The organism is Qipengyuania rhodophyticola, assembly GCF_042493225.1.
GTDB lineage: Bacteria > Pseudomonadota > Alphaproteobacteria > Sphingomonadales > Sphingomonadaceae > Erythrobacter.
This window is the reverse complement of record NZ_CP170454.1, coordinates 718,565-734,165: the sequence shown is the minus strand read 5'-3', so window position 1 is coordinate 734,165 and position 15,601 is coordinate 718,565. Positions and strand designations below refer to the sequence as shown.

Sequence of the window (15,601 nt, the reverse complement as noted above, 5' to 3'; positions counted from 1 at the left end):
TTCGTTCTCTTTGAAAAGTTTATCGGTCCCTGGGCGCAGGCCGGTCGCGCCTTTGGGGATAATCCTGATTAGGGTTTGCATCGCGGTGCGCGCGGTACGCTTCTTTCTTATCGCCGATCCGCATGCGCATGCCGAGCGTGATCCGCTCCAGCACGGCGTCCATATCTTCGAGGATATCGGTGGCCTTGATGCGCATCACGCGAATGCCGACCGCCTCCAGGCTCTTGTCGCGGCGTTTGTCGATCGTCTCGTTCGCATCCTCTTCCTCGATCATGATCGCCATGCCGAGATTGTGGCAGCCAAAGTCGACGATGGCCGAGCCGATGACCGCGAAGCGCTTAAAGGTGTAGCGGCCCAGATCTGCCTTCGCGAAACGCTCTGCGAGCGCCTTGTGTGCAGGCGAAGCAAAGCGCTTCATCTCGCGCGCACGATCGTGCAACGCATCGAGCCGCTTTTCCGAGATCTCCCAACCGCGGCCCTTCTTTTTGAGGTTGGGCGCGTCATCCGATTGCTCGGACGGGGATTTGAGGGCGAGTTTCTTGCGGTTGGTCATGTCGATATCTCGAGTTCAGCGATTACTTCGCGCAGAGTGTCGTCAACCTCGGCCGCGCGATCCTCCTTCCCAAGATGTGGATGAACGTCTTCCAACAACCTCAGCCGGTATGGTTCAAGATTTGGTTGTGCACGGACAGATACAAAATCGTCCCACTCCCAATCTCCGCAATCGGGCTCATCGCCTACAAACCGGCGAAGCATGGATGCCAATTCTGCCCTCGTCACCCCACGCTCCCTTCTAGCGAGATCGCCAGCAGTTTCTGCGCTTCGACTGCAAATTCCATCGGCAGCTCTTTCAGCACGTCCTTGGCAAAGCCATTGACGATCAGTGCAACCGCCTCTTCCTCGCCCAACCCGCGCTGCATCGCGTAGAACAGCTGGTCGTCAGAGATCTTAGACGTCGTCGCCTCATGCTCGATCTGCGCATCGGGGTTTTTCACCTCAATATACGGCACGGTGTGCGCGCCGCAGGTGTCACCAAGCAGCAGACTGTCGCATTGCGTGAAATTGCGTGACGATTCCGCATTCGGTCCGACGCGCACCAGCCCGCGATAAGTGTTGTTCGACTTACCCGCGCTGATGCCCTTGGAAATGATCGTTGAGCGGGTATTGCGGCCGTTATGAACCATTTTGGTTCCGGTGTCGGCCTGTTGGTAGTTATTTGTAACCGCAACGGAATAAAACTCGCCAACTGAACTGTCGCCATTGAGCACGCAAGATGGGTATTTCCAGGTCACTGCACTGCCCGTTTCGACCTGAGTCCAGCTAATCTTGGAACGCGCGCCCTGACACAGGCCGCGCTTGGTGACGAAATTGTAGATCCCGCCCTTGCCCTCGGCATCACCGGGATACCAGTTTTGCACGGTCGAATATTTGATCTCGGCATCATCCATCGCGACAAGCTCAACCACGGCGGCATGGAGCTGATTCTCGTCGCGCATCGGCGCTGTGCAGCCTTCGAGATAGCTAACGTAAGATCCCTTTTCGGCGACGATCAGCGTCCGCTCAAACTGGCCAGTGTTCTCCGCATTGATGCGGAAATAGGTGCTGAGCTCCATGGGGCACCGCACGCCCTCTGGAATGTAGACGAAAGTGCCATCAGAAAAGACCGCGCTGTTGAGCGTCGCGAAGTAATTGTCACGCTGCGGCACCACTTTGCCGAGCCATTTTTTAACCAGATCGGGATATTCCTTGATCGCCTCGGAGATCGATAGGAAAATTACACCGGCCTTTTTAAGCTCTTCACGGAAAGTGGTCGCGACGCTGACGCTATCGAACACTGCGTCGACCGCGACTTTCTTTGCGCCCTTGACGCCTGCGAGAACCTCTTGTTCTCCCAGCGGAATACCAAGCTTATCGTAAACTTCCTTGATCGCGGGATCGAGATCATCGAGCGAATCGAGCTCTACCTTTTTCGTGGGCGCCGCGTAATAATAAGCGTCCTGATAGTCGATCTTGGGATAACCAACCTTGGCCCAGTCGGGTTCTTCCATCTGCTCCCACATGCGGAAGGCCTTCAGGCGCCAATCGAGCATCCACTCAGGCTCGCCCTTTTTGCCCGAGATAAAGCGCACGGTGTCTTCCGATAGGCCTTTTTCGGCAAATTCGGTGTCGATGTCAGCTGACCAGCCATGCTCATAGTCAGCCGCTTTCGCCGCTGCATCCTTCGCATCCTGGTCCATCTCGGAACGATCCGAGACTTCAAGATCAACGTTTTCGCTCATACTGTTTCTTTCAGGGCGTGTGTTTGGGGCAGCTGGGTAGCCGCCAGCTGAGTCAGAGAAATATTGGCCAGTGCCCCGCGAACCGCGTCGTTCACTTGAGGCCAGTGAGCCTTAGCGGTGCAGCTGTGATCAAGCGTGCATCCTTCACCCTCAATACATTCCACCAGCGCAATCGGGCCTTCAACGGCCTCAACAATGTCGGCAACGGTAATCGCCGCCGCGGGCCGGGCAAGTTGCAAACCGCCGCCTGCACCGCGCACGGAACGCAAAAGACCCGCACCAACCAGTCTGCTCACCAGTTTTTGCACCGTTGGTGTTGGCAGGCCCGTTTCTTGCGCCAATTCAGCCGCACTGACCCGCTGCCCGCCGCAATGGCGAGAGGCCTGGCTCATGGTGAGAACCGCGTAATCAGCGAGTTTTGATAGGCGCATAGTTAAATCAGACCAGTCTTGTCGGATTTGCACTTATGCGCGCTTTTCTGGGGTTTCAAGGCGAAAACGCCTGTTGCGAGTCGTTAGCAACTGATCTCACTTAATATTGTTGAACAGCTGCAACCTTTGAAAGTTCTTCATTTGCAAAAGCGTGACAAGGATGGGATCCTCGTCCCCCCCAAGCCGAGTGGGCGTATGAGCACAGTACCGACTGATTTCGTGCACCATGTGCGGCCTGTCATGAAACGCCGCCGCGATAATCGCCTGCGTCCTATCGCTAAGCTTCGGTTGAGCCAGCAGAGCTGCGGCTCTGATCGCACGATATTTCCGCGCCAATGCGGCGGGAGGTGAACCAAAATACCGCTCCACCAACCGTTCGGTCTGCCGCCGCGAATAGGACATTCTTTCGTATAAGCCTGCAAGCGGTGGGTTAAGCGATTTGCCGAGCCAATCGAGGGTCTGCTCAATCAGTGCTTCGTGCTCTGGCTTAATTGGCTTGAGGCGTTCCGCGATCCAGTCGCACAAGGCGTAACCTGTCGCCTCTCCGCTCAACTCTCCAGAAAGATAACGTTCATTCACATCGTCGGCAAAGGACGTTATCTCTGGCCCGAGAAGCTCCTCAGGATCGAAGAAGCGATCCATATGGTCCCTGAGCGGCACACCGGTAAGCGCCGCCCAGCCAAGCGGTGACAGCGTCGCGCCGATAGTATGCCAGGGGCCGTTCACGTCAAATGGAATGGCGGTTGACATTCCGCCAGCCAAATTCACCCGGCCAAGCCGGTCATAACGGCCATCGGGAAACCGCATCCCGCCCGTACCTTGCGGGCATAGGATAAGCTGTGGGTGTGCGCCCGGGTTACGGTCAGAGACGTCTTTCTTGGTACTATAAAAATGAAATAGAACAAGAATATAGCGCTGCAAGTGCTCTGGCGGATCGTAATATCGAAGATAGTATGGCGAAGACATTCTAACCTTGGGAGCTGTTGTGACGAACTACCACTGACGTGGCCTCACTGCATGGGTATTAAGCAAATTGGGTCCCTGCCTCACACCTCCCTTACAGCTATATGAGGCAGCGCACCTGGTTGTTCAACCACCCGATGCCACCTCCTCAATCCAATCGTCAACATTCTCCTCGAGAATGGAGAGCGGCACTGGCCCAGAGGCCAGCACGGTGTCGTGAAAGCCGCGAATATCGAAGTCTTCACCCAGCTCAGCCCGAGCCTTCGCGCGGATCTCCATAATCTTGAGCTTACCGATTGTGTAGGCGGTCGCTTGTCCGGGATAGACGATATAGCGCTCAATCGCCTTGCGAATATCGCCGTCTGGATTGGGTGTATTATCCGTAAGATATTGTATCGCCTTTTCGCGGCTCCAGCGCTTTTCATGGATCCCAGTATCAACTACTAGCCGGCACGCGCGCCACAGCTCCATGCCGAGACGGCCAAAATCGGAATAGGGGTCAGTATAGAAGCCCATTTCCTTGGGCAGCTCTTCTGAATAGAGGCCCCATCCTTCAGTGTAAGCGGTGACCCCACCAAACCGGCGGAAGGGAGGGAGTTCCCCCATCTCGGTTTGTAAGGCGCGCTGAAGGTGATGGCCGGGTGAGCCTTCGTGATAGGCAAGCGCCTCCAGCTCGTTCTTGCTCATATCGCGCAGATTATAGAGATTTACATAATAGGTGCCGGGGCGCGATCCATCGGGTGCAGGGCTTTGGTAAAACGCCTTGCCCGCACTTTTCTCGCGGAACGCCTCGACCGGCTTGATCACCATAGGCGATTTGGGAAGGCGGCCGAAATACTCTGGCAGCCTCGCCTCCATCGCGCGCAGCACCGCATTGGCATCGGCGAGATACTCCTCGCGCGTGGTGTAGAAGAAGCGGTCGTCAGTGCGTGTATATTGGAAGAAATCTTGAAGGCTGCCTTCAAAGCCGACCTTGGCCATGATTGAGCGCATCTCGCCATGAATGCGTTCAACCTCGCTGAGACCAATCGCATGAATTTCATCCGCTGTCAGATCGGTGGTCGTGTAATTTTTGAGCAGAGCCTCATAATAGGCCGCTCCTTCCGGCAAGCGCCACACGCCGTCATCTGTCGGCGCAATTGCCTCTTGGCGTTTCATTTCTGCCAGGAGGCGTTGTAAGGCGGGTTCTGCTGACAATGTCCAAGCATTGAGAGCATCCTCTTTGAGCCCTTCACTGTCGTCGCTCGCCAGACCAAGCGCATCGACCTTCGCGCCAAAGTCATACAAGACAGCGTTGTCGTCATCTGCGCTCAGCAGGTTTTCAATGTCCGAGATCACATAAGGATAGACCCATTTGGGCGGCATCACACCATTGTCGGCCCGCTCGCGCGCCTCGGCGATCAGCGTGTCGATCACCTCACCCATGCCCTCAATCCGGCTGACATAGGCGATGGCATCTTCCGCACTAAAGACCCGGTGGATATTGATCAGGAACGCTGGCAGGCTGCTTTGCGCGCCGCGCATCTGATTGAAAAGATAGACATTTTTGCGGAATTTATGTGTACGCGCACTCCGCTCGGCCATAGCTTGGAACAGACGGAAAGACAGTGCATCCTCTGCGCCAAGCCCATCAGGATTATACTGATTACGCAGCGCCTCTGCCGTGTCTTGCAGAAGTTTCTGGCTCGCCACAGCACCCGCGTCCGAATAATCACCCCAGCTTGCATAATCTTCGTCTCGGATCCCGCGGAAAGATTTCGCCACAGGCGACAATTCCAACTCCGCCCGATCAAAGCGTTCAAAAACATCAGCAATTGGGAGCGCTTTGGGTGCGGACGGCGCCGCGGTGCTCGCGACCGATTCGGGTCCGGGCGCTCCGACGCACCCAGAAAGTGCAATCGCCGACACGATCAACAAGCCAAATCCCCGCCTCATAGCAATTCCCTCACTCACACAGGCTCCGCCCTAAACGGCGGAAATGTAACAATATATCTCAGCACTGTATACGGGTGTCCACGAAATGGGGAGCCAAAATAGATTGGGGGTCAAAAAAAGGGCGGCCCCAGAAACGGGACCGCCCTATTAAGTTGAGGAACTCGTTGCAGAAGCACCGAGCCCTTCGGGTCGCAAAAATTGCCTAGGCCAGACCAGAATAGATTTATTGTATGCAAACGACACAATCCGCAATTCTCACTATATTTTTGCATTTAGTTCTATAGGAAACAGGCAGATAGCGTGATTTCTGCCCTGTCTTACGTTGTCAATGCTCTGGTCGGGACAACCTCAATCGCGATGCTCTACTCATTATTAAGACCCGCAATTTTCACACTCGACTCTGAGCGCGCGCATCGGTTGACGATTGCGGCCTTGAGAGCATCGCCAAGCAAGAGCCCACCACCTTCTGGCGCATTGGCCGTAAGCGTGGCCGGCCTCGATTTTCCCAATCCACTAGGCCTTGCGGCGGGTTTCGATAAAGATGCCGAGGTTCCAGACGCAGTATTGGGGCTGGGCTTTGGCTTTGCCGAGGTCGGATCTATCACCCCGCTACCGCAAGCGGGCAATCCTAAGCCGCGCCTCTTCCGTCTGGTCGAAGATAAGGCCGTCATCAATCGGATGGGGTTTAACAATGGCGGGGCGGCCGCAACGCTTGACCGGCTGCAAGCACGCGCCGCGCGCAAGGGCATTGTCGGCATTAACATTGGCGCGAATAAAGACGCTGCTGATCGGATCGCTGATTATGCGACCATGACGCGGGTGATGGCACCTTTGGCGAGCTATCTCGCGGTCAATATTTCCAGCCCTAACACGCCGGGCCTACGCGCACTCCAAGATGAAAGCGCACTAACCGATCTGCTCGATGCTGTATTCGAAGCGCGGGGGGAGAAGGGGCCGCCAGTTTTCCTGAAGGTCGCACCTGATCTGGAGCCTGCCGATATTGACGCGATCGCGCGCATTGCCCTGGATAGCGGCCTCGCCGCGCTGATCGTCTCGAACACAACGATTTCGCGGCCAAAGCTAAGGTCACATCATGCAGGCGAGGCAGGCGGTCTCTCGGGCGCGCCCTTGCGTGATCTCGCAACACAGCGCCTGCGCGATTTTCGCAAAGCAACGGGCGGCGCCATCCCGCTTATCGGGGTTGGCGGAATTGCCAGCGCTGAGGATGCGTGGGAGCGAATTAAAGCAGGGGCTAGCCTCGTCCAGCTTTATAGCGCCATGGTCTATGGCGGGCCCGGCCTTCCGCGCCAGATAACCACCGGGCTGGAGCGGCTTGTGAAACGCGAAGGCTATCAATCCATTGCCGAGGCCATCGGAAGCGAATAGCAGGCAGACTTATGATTACACGCACCCTCCTCTCGCTTGTCGCACTCGCTGCTCTGCCGGCTTGCACCACCGCGCAACCCGCAACCGAAGAGATCACCCCGATCGCATCTGCGGGCGCTGTCACTGCGGCCGACCCGCTTGCGCAGGAAGCGGGCATGGAAATGCTCCGACGCGGCGGCAGCGCGACCGACGCCGCGATTGCCGTTATGCTCGCGCTGACGGTGGTCGAGCCGCAAAGCTCAGGCATTGGCGGCGGCGGCTTTTACGTCCGTGCGAGCGCTGATGGCAGTGTGCAGACATTGGACGGCCGCGAAACTGCGCCGCGGGGCGCTACACCCGAATGGTTCCTCCAAGAAGACGGCACTCCGCTTTCCCGAAGCGAGAGCGTGCTGAGCGGGCTCAGCGTCGGCGTGCCCGGCAATATCGCATTGGCCGCCAAAGCACATGAGCAGCATGGTAAGCTGGAATGGGCGGAGTTGTTTGAGCCTGCCATCGCGCTCGCGCGGGGTGGGTACAAAATCAACAACCGCTTGTTCGGCTTTCTCGAGCGTATGCCCGAGCGGGTCGGAAAAAGCGCCAGCGGCAAAGCGCTGTTTTATGATAGCGAGGGCGAGCCGCTGGCTGCGGGAACTCTCGTTCGCAATGAACAGCTGGCGCAAACGCTGGAATTGATAGCGAGCCAAGGCCCGAGTGCGTTCTATAATGGCGCATTGGCGGGCGAGATTGCTCAGACCGTCGCGGATGACACACCGCGCGAAGGGGCGATGACGACGTATGACATCGGCTCCTACACCTCATTTGAACGCCCGCCCGTTTGCGGCAGCTATCGCGGTTACAAAGTCTGCGGGATGGGTCCACCCAGCTCTGGCGGTGTTGCGGTCATGCAGATGCTTGGGCAGCTGGAGCGGTTTGATCTGGCCGAATTGGGCGCTGAGAATCCGGTCACATGGCACCTCTTCCTCGAATCGCAGCGGCTGGCCTATGCTGACCGCGGGCTTTATCTCGCCGATTCCGACTTTGTGACTGTGCCGGTCGCGGGGCTGGTCGCGCCGGACTATCTGGCTCAGCGTAGCGAGCTCATTTCCGCCGATGCCCGCGCATCAGAAGTTAAGGCAGGCACGCCTACTGGCGCACCGCAAGCGCGCGCGCTGGGCGATGAGCTGCCCGAGCGCGGCACCTCACATTTTTCCGTCGCGGGGCCAGATGGCACACTCATCAGCTACACCTCCACGATTGAGGGGCCATTTGGTTCGGGCCTGATGGCGGGCGGGTTCTACCTCAACAATGAACTCACCGATTTCAGCCGCAGCCCAGAGCGTGATGGCAAGCTTGTCGCCAACCGCGTCGAAGGGGGCAAACGCCCGCGCAGCTCCATGGCGCCCACCGTGGTGTTCGACCCGTCGGGCAAGCCAGTGTTGGCCATTGGCGCAGCGGGCGGCGGGACCATTCCGGTGCAAACCGCGCGCGGGATCATTGGCGTGATCGACTTCGGCCTGTCTGCGGAAGAGGCCATCGCCCTGCCGTTCATAATGGGCTTTGGCGACCGCGTATTGATTGAGAAGGGCACGTGGATGGAAGAGGCGCAAGAGGCCTTCAAAGCGCTTGGTCATGAGGAGCTGATAGTGCGCGAGGCACCTTTGAAAGCGGGCGCGATCCTGCGCACCGAAGATGGCTGGGATGCGGCCCGCGACCCACGCATCGCAACAGGTTTGATCGTACCCTGAGGCACAGCCCATTACGCCAAAGCTTGCCGTCCGTGTTTGGTCTGCTTAGACCTGCACCTGAGAATAACGGGGCCTGATAACAACAGGACAAGAGAGGCTGCGCACCGGTGCCAGACATTTTAGCGGATATTGACGAGGCAAAAACCCTTGTCGAATTGTTCTTCAAGCGGGCCGATGCAACGCCCGGTGATCCTTTTCTGGGCGCCAAGATTGACGGCAGCTGGCAAACGATCAGCTGGCAAGAAGCGTCGGACCGCGTGTGCTTACTCGCGCAATCTCTGCGCAAAATGGGCTTGGTGGCTGGCGACCGCGTCGCACTGGTCAGTGAAAACCGGCCTGAATGGTGCATGGCCGACCTCGCGATCATGGCTGCAGGCTGCATCACTGTGCCGACCTACATCACCAACACTGAACGCGATCACGTGCACATCCTCGACAATTCGGGCGCGCGCGCAGTGATCGTTTCAAATGAAAAACTGCTCGGCCCGCTCCACGGCGCAATCCAGGCAAGCGGTGTGGCAGAGCATGTCATCGGGATTGATGATCTGCACCGCCAACAAGCGGGCAGCTTTGAATATCACCACTGGGACGATCTGGTTGCCGGTGATGCCGCAGCAGCACGAACAGCTGTGAATGAGCGCATGGCCTCCATTGGCCGCGATTCTACCGCCTGTATCATCTATACCTCGGGCACAGGCGGCGCGCCGCGCGGCGTCATGCAGCATCACGGCGCAATCCTGTGCAATGTCGCGGGCGCAGCCGAAGTTCTGCTTGAGGATTTCGGCATTAAGGACGAGCGGTTTTTGTCCTTCCTCCCGCTATCCCATGCCTATGAGCATTCAGGCGGACAATATCTCCCAATCGCAGTGGGCGCAGAGATTTATTATTCGGAAGGCCTCGAAAAACTCGCGAGCAATATCGAGGAAGTACGCCCGACCATCATGGTGGTGGTGCCGCGCCTGTTCGAAGTGCTGCGCACGCGCATTATGAAGCAAATCTCCAAGCAAGGCCGCGTTGCCAACCGGTTGATGGATGCAGCGCTCGGCGTGGGGGAGCGCCGCGCGGATGGCGCGTCGAAATTCGGCGACGGGTTCAAGGATTTTGTCGCCGGACGTCTGCTCAAGCCCAAAATTCGCGCAAAGTTTGGCGGGCGGATCAAAGCGATGGTCTCTGGCGGCGCGCCGCTTAATCCAGAGGTTGGCATATTCTTCGAGGCGATGGGTCTCACCATGCTGCAAGGTTATGGTCAGACAGAAGCCGGGCCTGTGATCAGCTGCAACCGGCCCAAGGCTGGCATCAAGATGGATACGGTTGGCCCGCCCTTGCGCGGCGTCGACATCAAGATCGCTGAGGATGGCGAGATCCTGTGCCGCGGCGAGCTGGTCATGCATGGCTATTGGCAGAACAAGGCTGAGACTGACCGCGCTATTAAAGATGGCTGGCTGCACACCGGCGATATCGGCCATGTTGATGACGCTGGGCGGATCGTGATTACCGACCGCAAGAAAGACATGATCGTCAATGATAAGGGTGACAATATCGCCCCGCAAAAGGTCGAGGGGATGCTCACCCTGCAGCCCGAAATTGGTCAGGCGATGGTGACCGGCGACAAGCGGCCTTATGTGGTCGGGCTGATTGTGCCTGATGCCGAATGGCAGCTGGAATGGTGCCAGAAAAATGGCAAGAAATTCGATTGTAAGGACGTGCAGAATCTACCCGAATTCAAAGCCGTGATCCGCAAAGCGATTGACCGGGTGAATGCCGATCTCTCCGTGATAGAGAAAGTGCGCCAGTTCACCTTTGCAGACGAAGCGTTCTCAATTGAGAATGAGGAAATGACGCCAAGCATGAAGATCCGCCGCCACAAAATCCGCGAGCGCTATCAAGAGCGGCTTGATGGGCTGTATCGGGGTGAGGTTTAGTTTGGTTTTTGTCTGATCCGACAAGAATGAAATGCGCTTTAGGCCTTGTAGCCGATGATCCGGGTCCCGGTCTCTGTTCTTTCTAGCGGGAATTTCCCGAGAGAAGATACCAGTGGCTCAATATCCATAGGGAGCTCGAGCCACTCAATCGAACGCAGTTCGACGGGCCCGAATTCAATTGAATCCATGTAAGCGTAGTGACAATCTAACCAGGGCGGGAAATTCATTGTGCGTGGTTCTGGCACGTCAATAAACTTCACGTTCATTTGCTGAATGTCCTGCCCTTCAATGGCATTGAAAAGTTTCCTCCACTTAGTATCGCTCATGAAAGCGGAGCGGAAATTCTCCCGCGCAAGTTTGCCCTCTTTCTTATGATCAAGCTGCATCATTACCTCAAGAATGACAGCATACTATCGACCTGGCAATCTTAGCTAGCAACCAGCTGAAAGGCTTGGGTCCTCAAGCGGCAACTTCCTCGATAAACTCAGGATAAAAGGCTGGTTCGCGCGCGGACCAGCCCGGCGCGGTGGCAGCCGCTTCGCTCAGTGACTGAAGCAAGAGCTTGCGGCGTTCGGGCTTGATCTGCGGCAATGCAGCGGCGGCACAAAATGCGCTCGGCAGCCACGGGCGCACATCAGCACCCAGCAGACGCTCGTACAAAAACCGAAACGATGAAAAGCAATCGATCCGCTCCTGTGCCAAATCAAAGGCAGCAATGCGGGTGAGCTTGCCGACGAAGCTCTCGACGCCATCGAGACCATCTTCTGAAGGAATGGCATCGCGTAGAATCTTGAGGTCTTGATAGGCGACATACTGACGCCGGATCGCGGCGCTTTCGCCCTCATTGCGCGCCCAGAGTTTAAATGCGTCGGAGCGGCCCAGGCCAATGTCGAGACTGCGGCGGATATACCGCTGCTCGGCGGCGGAAAATCCCGCAAACTCGCGCATTTCGGCGATGGTGACAGACGCAGTACCGGCTAAGGCCATCAGATAGGCTCCCCTGTTGTGAGGAGACTGTCGCGCAATATGGTTAATAAGAGGTGTTTGTTATGTGACCTAGCCACCCACGCCCTCCACCCTTCCACCCGGAACCTACCGGGAGATAATCCGGGTGGAAGGGTGGAGGGCGTGGGTGGCTAGGCAAGCTCAGAACGGACGTTCTGAGCGCACCATATCAAATAAGCCCCGCCAAAGGACTGCTCGGGTCAGCATATTTGCGCCTGCCCATGCGACCAGCCAAATACGCATCGCGGCCAGCCTCCACCGCCAGCTTCATCGCGTGGGCCATGCGGATAGGATCCTGCGCCTCCGCAATTGCGGTATTCATAAGGATACCATCGCAGCCAAGCTCCATACCGACCGCCGCATCGCTTGCCGTGCCAACGCCAGCATCGACCAGCACAGGCACGCTTGCGCCCTCAACAATCAGCCGGATCGTCACCTGATTTTGAATGCCGAGCCCCGAGCCAATCGGCGCGCCTAGCGGCATGATGGCGACTGCGCCCGCCTCTTCCAATTGCTTGGCCGCGATGGGATCATCCACGCAGTAAACCATGGGATGAAAGCCCTCTTTCGCGAGCACTTCGGTCGCTTTCAGCGTCTCGCGCATATCCGGGTAAAGCGTGCGCGCTTCGCCCAGCACCTCAAGCTTGACTAGGTCCCAGCCGCCCGCCTCGCGCGCCAGCCGCAGTGTGCGGATCGCGTCATCAGCGGTAAAACAGCCCGCCGTATTGGGCAGGTATGTGACCTTCTTTGGATCGATGAAGTCGGTCAGCATGGGCGCCTTCGGATCGCTCACATTGACCCGGCGCACAGCGACCGTGACGATTTCCGCGCCGCTTGCTTCGAGTGCCGCGGCGTTTTCCGCAAAGTCCTTATATTTGCCGGTGCCCACGATCAGCCGCGATGTGAAAGTGCGGCCGGCAACGCTCCACGTGTCGTCCGATGCAGGCGCGGTATCGCCGCCGCCGACAAAGTGGACGATCTCCAGCACATCGCCATCCGACACCGCCTGCGCGCCAAGCGTGCTGCGAGGGGCAATTACGCCGTTATGCTCAACGGCGACTTTCTCCGGGTTCAGCTCAAGCTCGGTCACAAGCGCGGCAATCGTCGCGGCGGAGGTGCGGCGGCTCTCGCCATTTATGGTAAGGGTTTTAGGACCAGTCATAGTCCCGTTCATCTAGTCAGATGCGCCAATCAGGCAAGAGCTGATGCTCTTATATGCCGGTAGATGCAGAAGCAGGCTTGCGTGTGCGCAGGTTGAGCACATGGCCCAATGTGACGAGGCCGACACCGATCAAAGTCAGCGCTACCTCTTTGCTGCCATGCGGGACTAACAACGCGCCGACCATAAAACAGAGACCGGTCAGCGCAATCACAATTGGCGCAGCGAGGCGGTGTTTGAACGCGCCCCAGCCGATCGTGATGGCTGCGATCACTATTGCCAGCACCAAAGCGACACCGTGAAATTCGGACGCGAAAAAGAACTGCCCGCCAATGCCCAATGTCGGCACGAGCATGATGCTCGCCAGACAATGCAGCGCGCACAGGCCCGACACGGCAATCCCAGCGTGATCGAACCGGTTTTGAATCGAGGTTGAGGGCGCATTTTTCATGACTGTTGAGCCATGTATGTTACGATGTATCATCCTGCAAGGTAAAACTGGCAGTAAGAATTTGGCTGTCGCTTGGCTTCTTTGGTCTGGCAGCATCAATTGCGCCATCTTGCGAAAGCTATTGCTGCTTTTGCACTTGCCCGGATGACACACTAAATACACATGCACCCTAATGGCCCACGAATCCACGCCCCTAAGCCCGCCCGTTTCTGTCGGTTCGGAGCCTGACAATCGCGATCTTGCGTCGCACGCGAATCCCGCCGCATTAGCCATATGGCTGTGGTGCGTTGCGGGCATGGTGCTGGTGATTGTCGCGGTCGGCGGGATTACGCGGCTTACCGAGAGCGGGCTTTCGATCACCCAATGGCAACCAATCACGGGCGTTCTGCCGCCCTTAAATGAAGAGGCCTGGCTCGCCGAATTTGCCGAATATCGCGCGACGCCCGAATACATCTATGAGGCTGGACCAGCGGGCATGACGCTCGCGGATTTCAAATTTATCTATTTCTGGGAGTGGTTTCACCGGCTGCTCGCGCGGCTGGTCGGCGTGGTTTATGCGGTCCCGCTTGTGTGGTTCTGGGTCAAGGGCATGATCCCGGCTGGCTTCAAGCCCCGACTGGTCGCTTTGCTGGCACTCGGCGGATTGCAAGGCTTTTTCGGCTGGCTGATGGTGCAGTCAGGCCTGACCGGTACGATGACTGATGTCAGCCATTTCAAACTCTCACTGCATTTGATGACTGCGCTGATCACGCTCACGCTGCTTACATGGACCGCGCTTGATATGCGAATGCTTGCGCGCGATCCAAGCAGCGCGCCTGCTCGGCTGACCGGGCTAGCCGCATGGACGGGCGTTATTCTTTTCATCCAATTGCTGCTCGGGGCATGGGTTGCCGGGCTCAATGCTGGGCTGGCGTCGGACACATGGCCGCTGATGCAGGGGCGCTTTATTCCCGAGTTTGATGCCAGCAAAGGTATGTTCTGGGCGATGACCCATGACCCCTTCTTCCTGCATTGGCTGCATCGCTGGTGGGCATGGGTGGCGGTCGCCGCATTGGTGGTGATGGCACGTCAGCTGCGGCCAATCTCGCGGCCAGCCTCCATCGCCATTCATTCCGCATTTGGCGTTCAGATCATTTTGGGAATCGCCACAGTGATGACCGGCGTTGCGCTTTGGCTTGGCGTCGCGCACCAATTCGTCGGCGCATTGCTGGTAATGGCCACAAGCTGGGGCGCGCACGAATTGGGGCGGCCCAGATGAACAGCGATGAGGCCCATAAAGCAGCGCTGATTTGGTGTCCGTTTCCCAGCTTAGAACAAGCCGAGCTGGCGCTTAACACACTGATTGCAGAGCGATTTATCGCATGCGGCAACCTCATGCCCGACATGCGGTCTGTGTTTGTGTGGGGCGGCACCATGGAACAAAGTGATGAATGCGGAGCTTTACTTAAGACAAGTGCGATTAAGCTTGAGGCAGCGATGGAGCGGCTCCACACTCTTCACCCTTATGAGACACCTGCGATTACGGGCTGGACTGTACACGCCAGCAAGGGCACATTGGATTGGATCAATGCAGAGACCGAAATGGTTCGTGGGGGAGGATAACAATGCGGCCTGATCGTCGCGAGGCGATGCGCGTGCTGGGCGCTTTAGCCATAGCGCCATCGCTGGTGTTGGGAGCGGCTCCACTGTCCGCGCGCACAGCAAAGCTTGTCACCGCGCCTCAAGGCAGACGTGTGCTCGAGCGCAAACTGGTCCGAGCCTTGCCTGATGGCAAAGCCATTATTGTGACGCGCCGCTGGCAATGCGAGTTTCGCACCGGCTCATCGGGCTTTGAAGTTCTCGGACAGCAAATGGGCGTGTCGGTTGATGCTCCAGAAAAGCTGGCAGCCCTCGCAGAAATTGAGGAAGGCCGCGTCGATGCAGGTCCATTCCCCGCCCAGCTCGACCAGTCCGGCAGGCTTCTCGATTATCAGCCCACCCAATCACCCAATGCCGTGGCGAGGGCGGTCGATGAAGCGCTGCTGATGGTGGAAAAGAAAGATGACGCGCGCCAGCGAGCCAACGCGGCGAGCTTCTTGCGAGATCTGCAGGCTGCCGGAAGCACATTGATTAGCAAGGCGCCGCAAGATCTGTTTTTCCCAAATCCAGGCACGCACCGAGAAAGCCGCGCGATTGAATTGCCGGGAGGCGGATCGGGCAGCTTTGAGCTTACTATTAGTGCAGAGGCCGAGGCAGAGACTGGGGTTCTCAAAAGTCACAAGCGCGATATCGTGACGCGCGTGGCCGATAGTGAGCGGTTTTCAAGCGAGAGCTGGTCGTTGACGGCAGGCTGAAGCCCAGACCTGT

At 57.6% G+C, this 15,601-nt stretch carries 16 protein-coding genes; 6 read left to right on the top strand and 10 right to left on the bottom strand.

Going from position 1 to position 15,601, the window contains the following annotated elements; all coding sequences use genetic code 11:
• Nucleotides 1-19: 19 nt before the first annotated feature.
• The 6 genes from ACFCXQ_RS03450 to ACFCXQ_RS03425 all read right to left on the bottom strand — a co-directional run bounded on the left by ACFCXQ_RS03450 (nt 20) and on the right by ACFCXQ_RS03425 (nt 5,608).
• Nucleotides 20-553: an endonuclease domain-containing protein gene (locus tag ACFCXQ_RS03450; protein WP_379553109.1), complete on the bottom strand. Its 534-nt coding sequence runs from the start codon at nt 551-553 to the stop codon at nt 20-22.
• Nucleotides 550-780, bottom strand: a complete 231-nt coding sequence (locus ACFCXQ_RS03445; protein WP_379553107.1) for a hypothetical protein — start codon at nt 778-780, stop codon at nt 550-552. Before ACFCXQ_RS03445 ends, ACFCXQ_RS03450 begins: the two co-directional genes overlap by 4 nt.
• A complete protein-coding gene (sufB, locus tag ACFCXQ_RS03440) occupies nt 777-2,279 on the bottom strand; it encodes a Fe-S cluster assembly protein SufB (RefSeq protein WP_379553105.1) in 1,503 nt (500 codons plus the stop codon). Before sufB ends, ACFCXQ_RS03445 begins: the two co-directional genes overlap by 4 nt.
• Nucleotides 2,276-2,710, bottom strand: coding sequence for an SUF system Fe-S cluster assembly regulator (locus ACFCXQ_RS03435; protein ID WP_379554532.1), 435 nt, complete (start codon nt 2,708-2,710; stop codon nt 2,276-2,278). The genes sufB and ACFCXQ_RS03435 overlap by 4 nt, the downstream gene beginning before the upstream one ends.
• 96 nt (nt 2,711-2,806) lie before the next feature.
• The gene (locus ACFCXQ_RS03430) at nt 2,807-3,676 is read right to left on the bottom strand and encodes a helix-turn-helix domain-containing protein (protein ID WP_379553103.1); all 870 of its coding nucleotides are present in this window, start codon (nt 3,674-3,676) and stop codon (nt 2,807-2,809) included.
• A 123-nt stretch (nt 3,677-3,799) separates the two neighbouring features.
• A complete protein-coding gene (locus ACFCXQ_RS03425) occupies nt 3,800-5,608 on the bottom strand; it encodes a DUF885 domain-containing protein (RefSeq protein ID WP_379553101.1) in 1,809 nt (602 codons plus the stop codon).
• Between the two features lie 357 nt (nt 5,609-5,965).
• On the opposite strand from ACFCXQ_RS03425, the gene ACFCXQ_RS03420 reads away from it, so the two are divergent.
• The 3 genes from ACFCXQ_RS03420 to ACFCXQ_RS03410 all read left to right on the top strand — a co-directional run bounded on the left by ACFCXQ_RS03420 (nt 5,966) and on the right by ACFCXQ_RS03410 (nt 10,640).
• The gene (locus tag ACFCXQ_RS03420; RefSeq protein WP_379554530.1) at nt 5,966-6,994 is read left to right on the top strand and encodes a quinone-dependent dihydroorotate dehydrogenase; all 1,029 of its coding nucleotides are present in this window, start codon (nt 5,966-5,968) and stop codon (nt 6,992-6,994) included.
• An 11-nt stretch (nt 6,995-7,005) separates the two neighbouring features.
• Nucleotides 7,006-8,718 (top strand): gamma-glutamyltransferase, encoded by a 1,713-nt coding sequence (gene ggt / locus ACFCXQ_RS03415; protein ID WP_379553099.1) that lies wholly within the window; start codon nt 7,006-7,008, stop codon nt 8,716-8,718.
• Nucleotides 8,719-8,834: 116 nt separating this feature from the next.
• Nucleotides 8,835-10,640 carry an AMP-dependent synthetase/ligase gene (locus tag ACFCXQ_RS03410; RefSeq protein WP_379554528.1) on the top strand — a complete coding sequence of 602 codons (1,806 nt, stop codon included), beginning with the start codon at nt 8,835-8,837 and terminating at the stop codon, nt 10,638-10,640.
• A gap of 38 nt (nt 10,641-10,678) precedes the next feature.
• Here ACFCXQ_RS03410 and ACFCXQ_RS03405 read toward each other — a convergent pair whose 3' ends face one another.
• The 4 genes from ACFCXQ_RS03405 to ACFCXQ_RS03390 form a co-directional block, all read right to left on the bottom strand.
• Complete coding sequence (locus ACFCXQ_RS03405; protein WP_379553097.1) at nt 10,679-11,029, bottom strand: DUF6678 family protein; 351 nt, start codon at nt 11,027-11,029, stop codon at nt 10,679-10,681.
• A 70-nt stretch (nt 11,030-11,099) separates the two neighbouring features.
• Nucleotides 11,100-11,627, bottom strand: a complete 528-nt coding sequence (locus ACFCXQ_RS03400; protein WP_379553095.1) for a hypothetical protein — start codon at nt 11,625-11,627, stop codon at nt 11,100-11,102.
• A gap of 187 nt (nt 11,628-11,814) precedes the next feature.
• The gene (gene thiS, locus ACFCXQ_RS03395; protein WP_379553093.1) at nt 11,815-12,807 is read right to left on the bottom strand and encodes a sulfur carrier protein ThiS; all 993 of its coding nucleotides are present in this window, start codon (nt 12,805-12,807) and stop codon (nt 11,815-11,817) included.
• A 49-nt stretch (nt 12,808-12,856) separates the two neighbouring features.
• Nucleotides 12,857-13,255, bottom strand: coding sequence for a MerC domain-containing protein (locus tag ACFCXQ_RS03390; protein WP_379553091.1), 399 nt, complete (start codon nt 13,253-13,255; stop codon nt 12,857-12,859).
• A gap of 295 nt (nt 13,256-13,550) precedes the next feature.
• Here ACFCXQ_RS03390 and ACFCXQ_RS03385 point away from each other — a divergent pair, with 295 nt between their 5' ends.
• The 3 genes from ACFCXQ_RS03385 to ACFCXQ_RS03375 are packed head-to-tail and all read left to right on the top strand — an operon-like array spanning nt 13,551 to nt 15,588.
• Nucleotides 13,551-14,513: a COX15/CtaA family protein gene (locus ACFCXQ_RS03385; RefSeq protein ID WP_379554526.1), complete on the top strand. Its 963-nt coding sequence runs from the start codon at nt 13,551-13,553 to the stop codon at nt 14,511-14,513.
• A complete protein-coding gene (gene cutA / locus ACFCXQ_RS03380) occupies nt 14,510-14,857 on the top strand; it encodes a divalent-cation tolerance protein CutA (RefSeq protein ID WP_379553089.1) in 348 nt (115 codons plus the stop codon). Before ACFCXQ_RS03385 ends, cutA begins: the two co-directional genes overlap by 4 nt.
• 2 nt (nt 14,858-14,859) lie before the next feature.
• Nucleotides 14,860-15,588, top strand: a complete 729-nt coding sequence (locus ACFCXQ_RS03375) for a hypothetical protein (protein ID WP_379553087.1) — start codon at nt 14,860-14,862, stop codon at nt 15,586-15,588.
• Nucleotides 15,589-15,601: the final 13 nt, after the last annotated feature.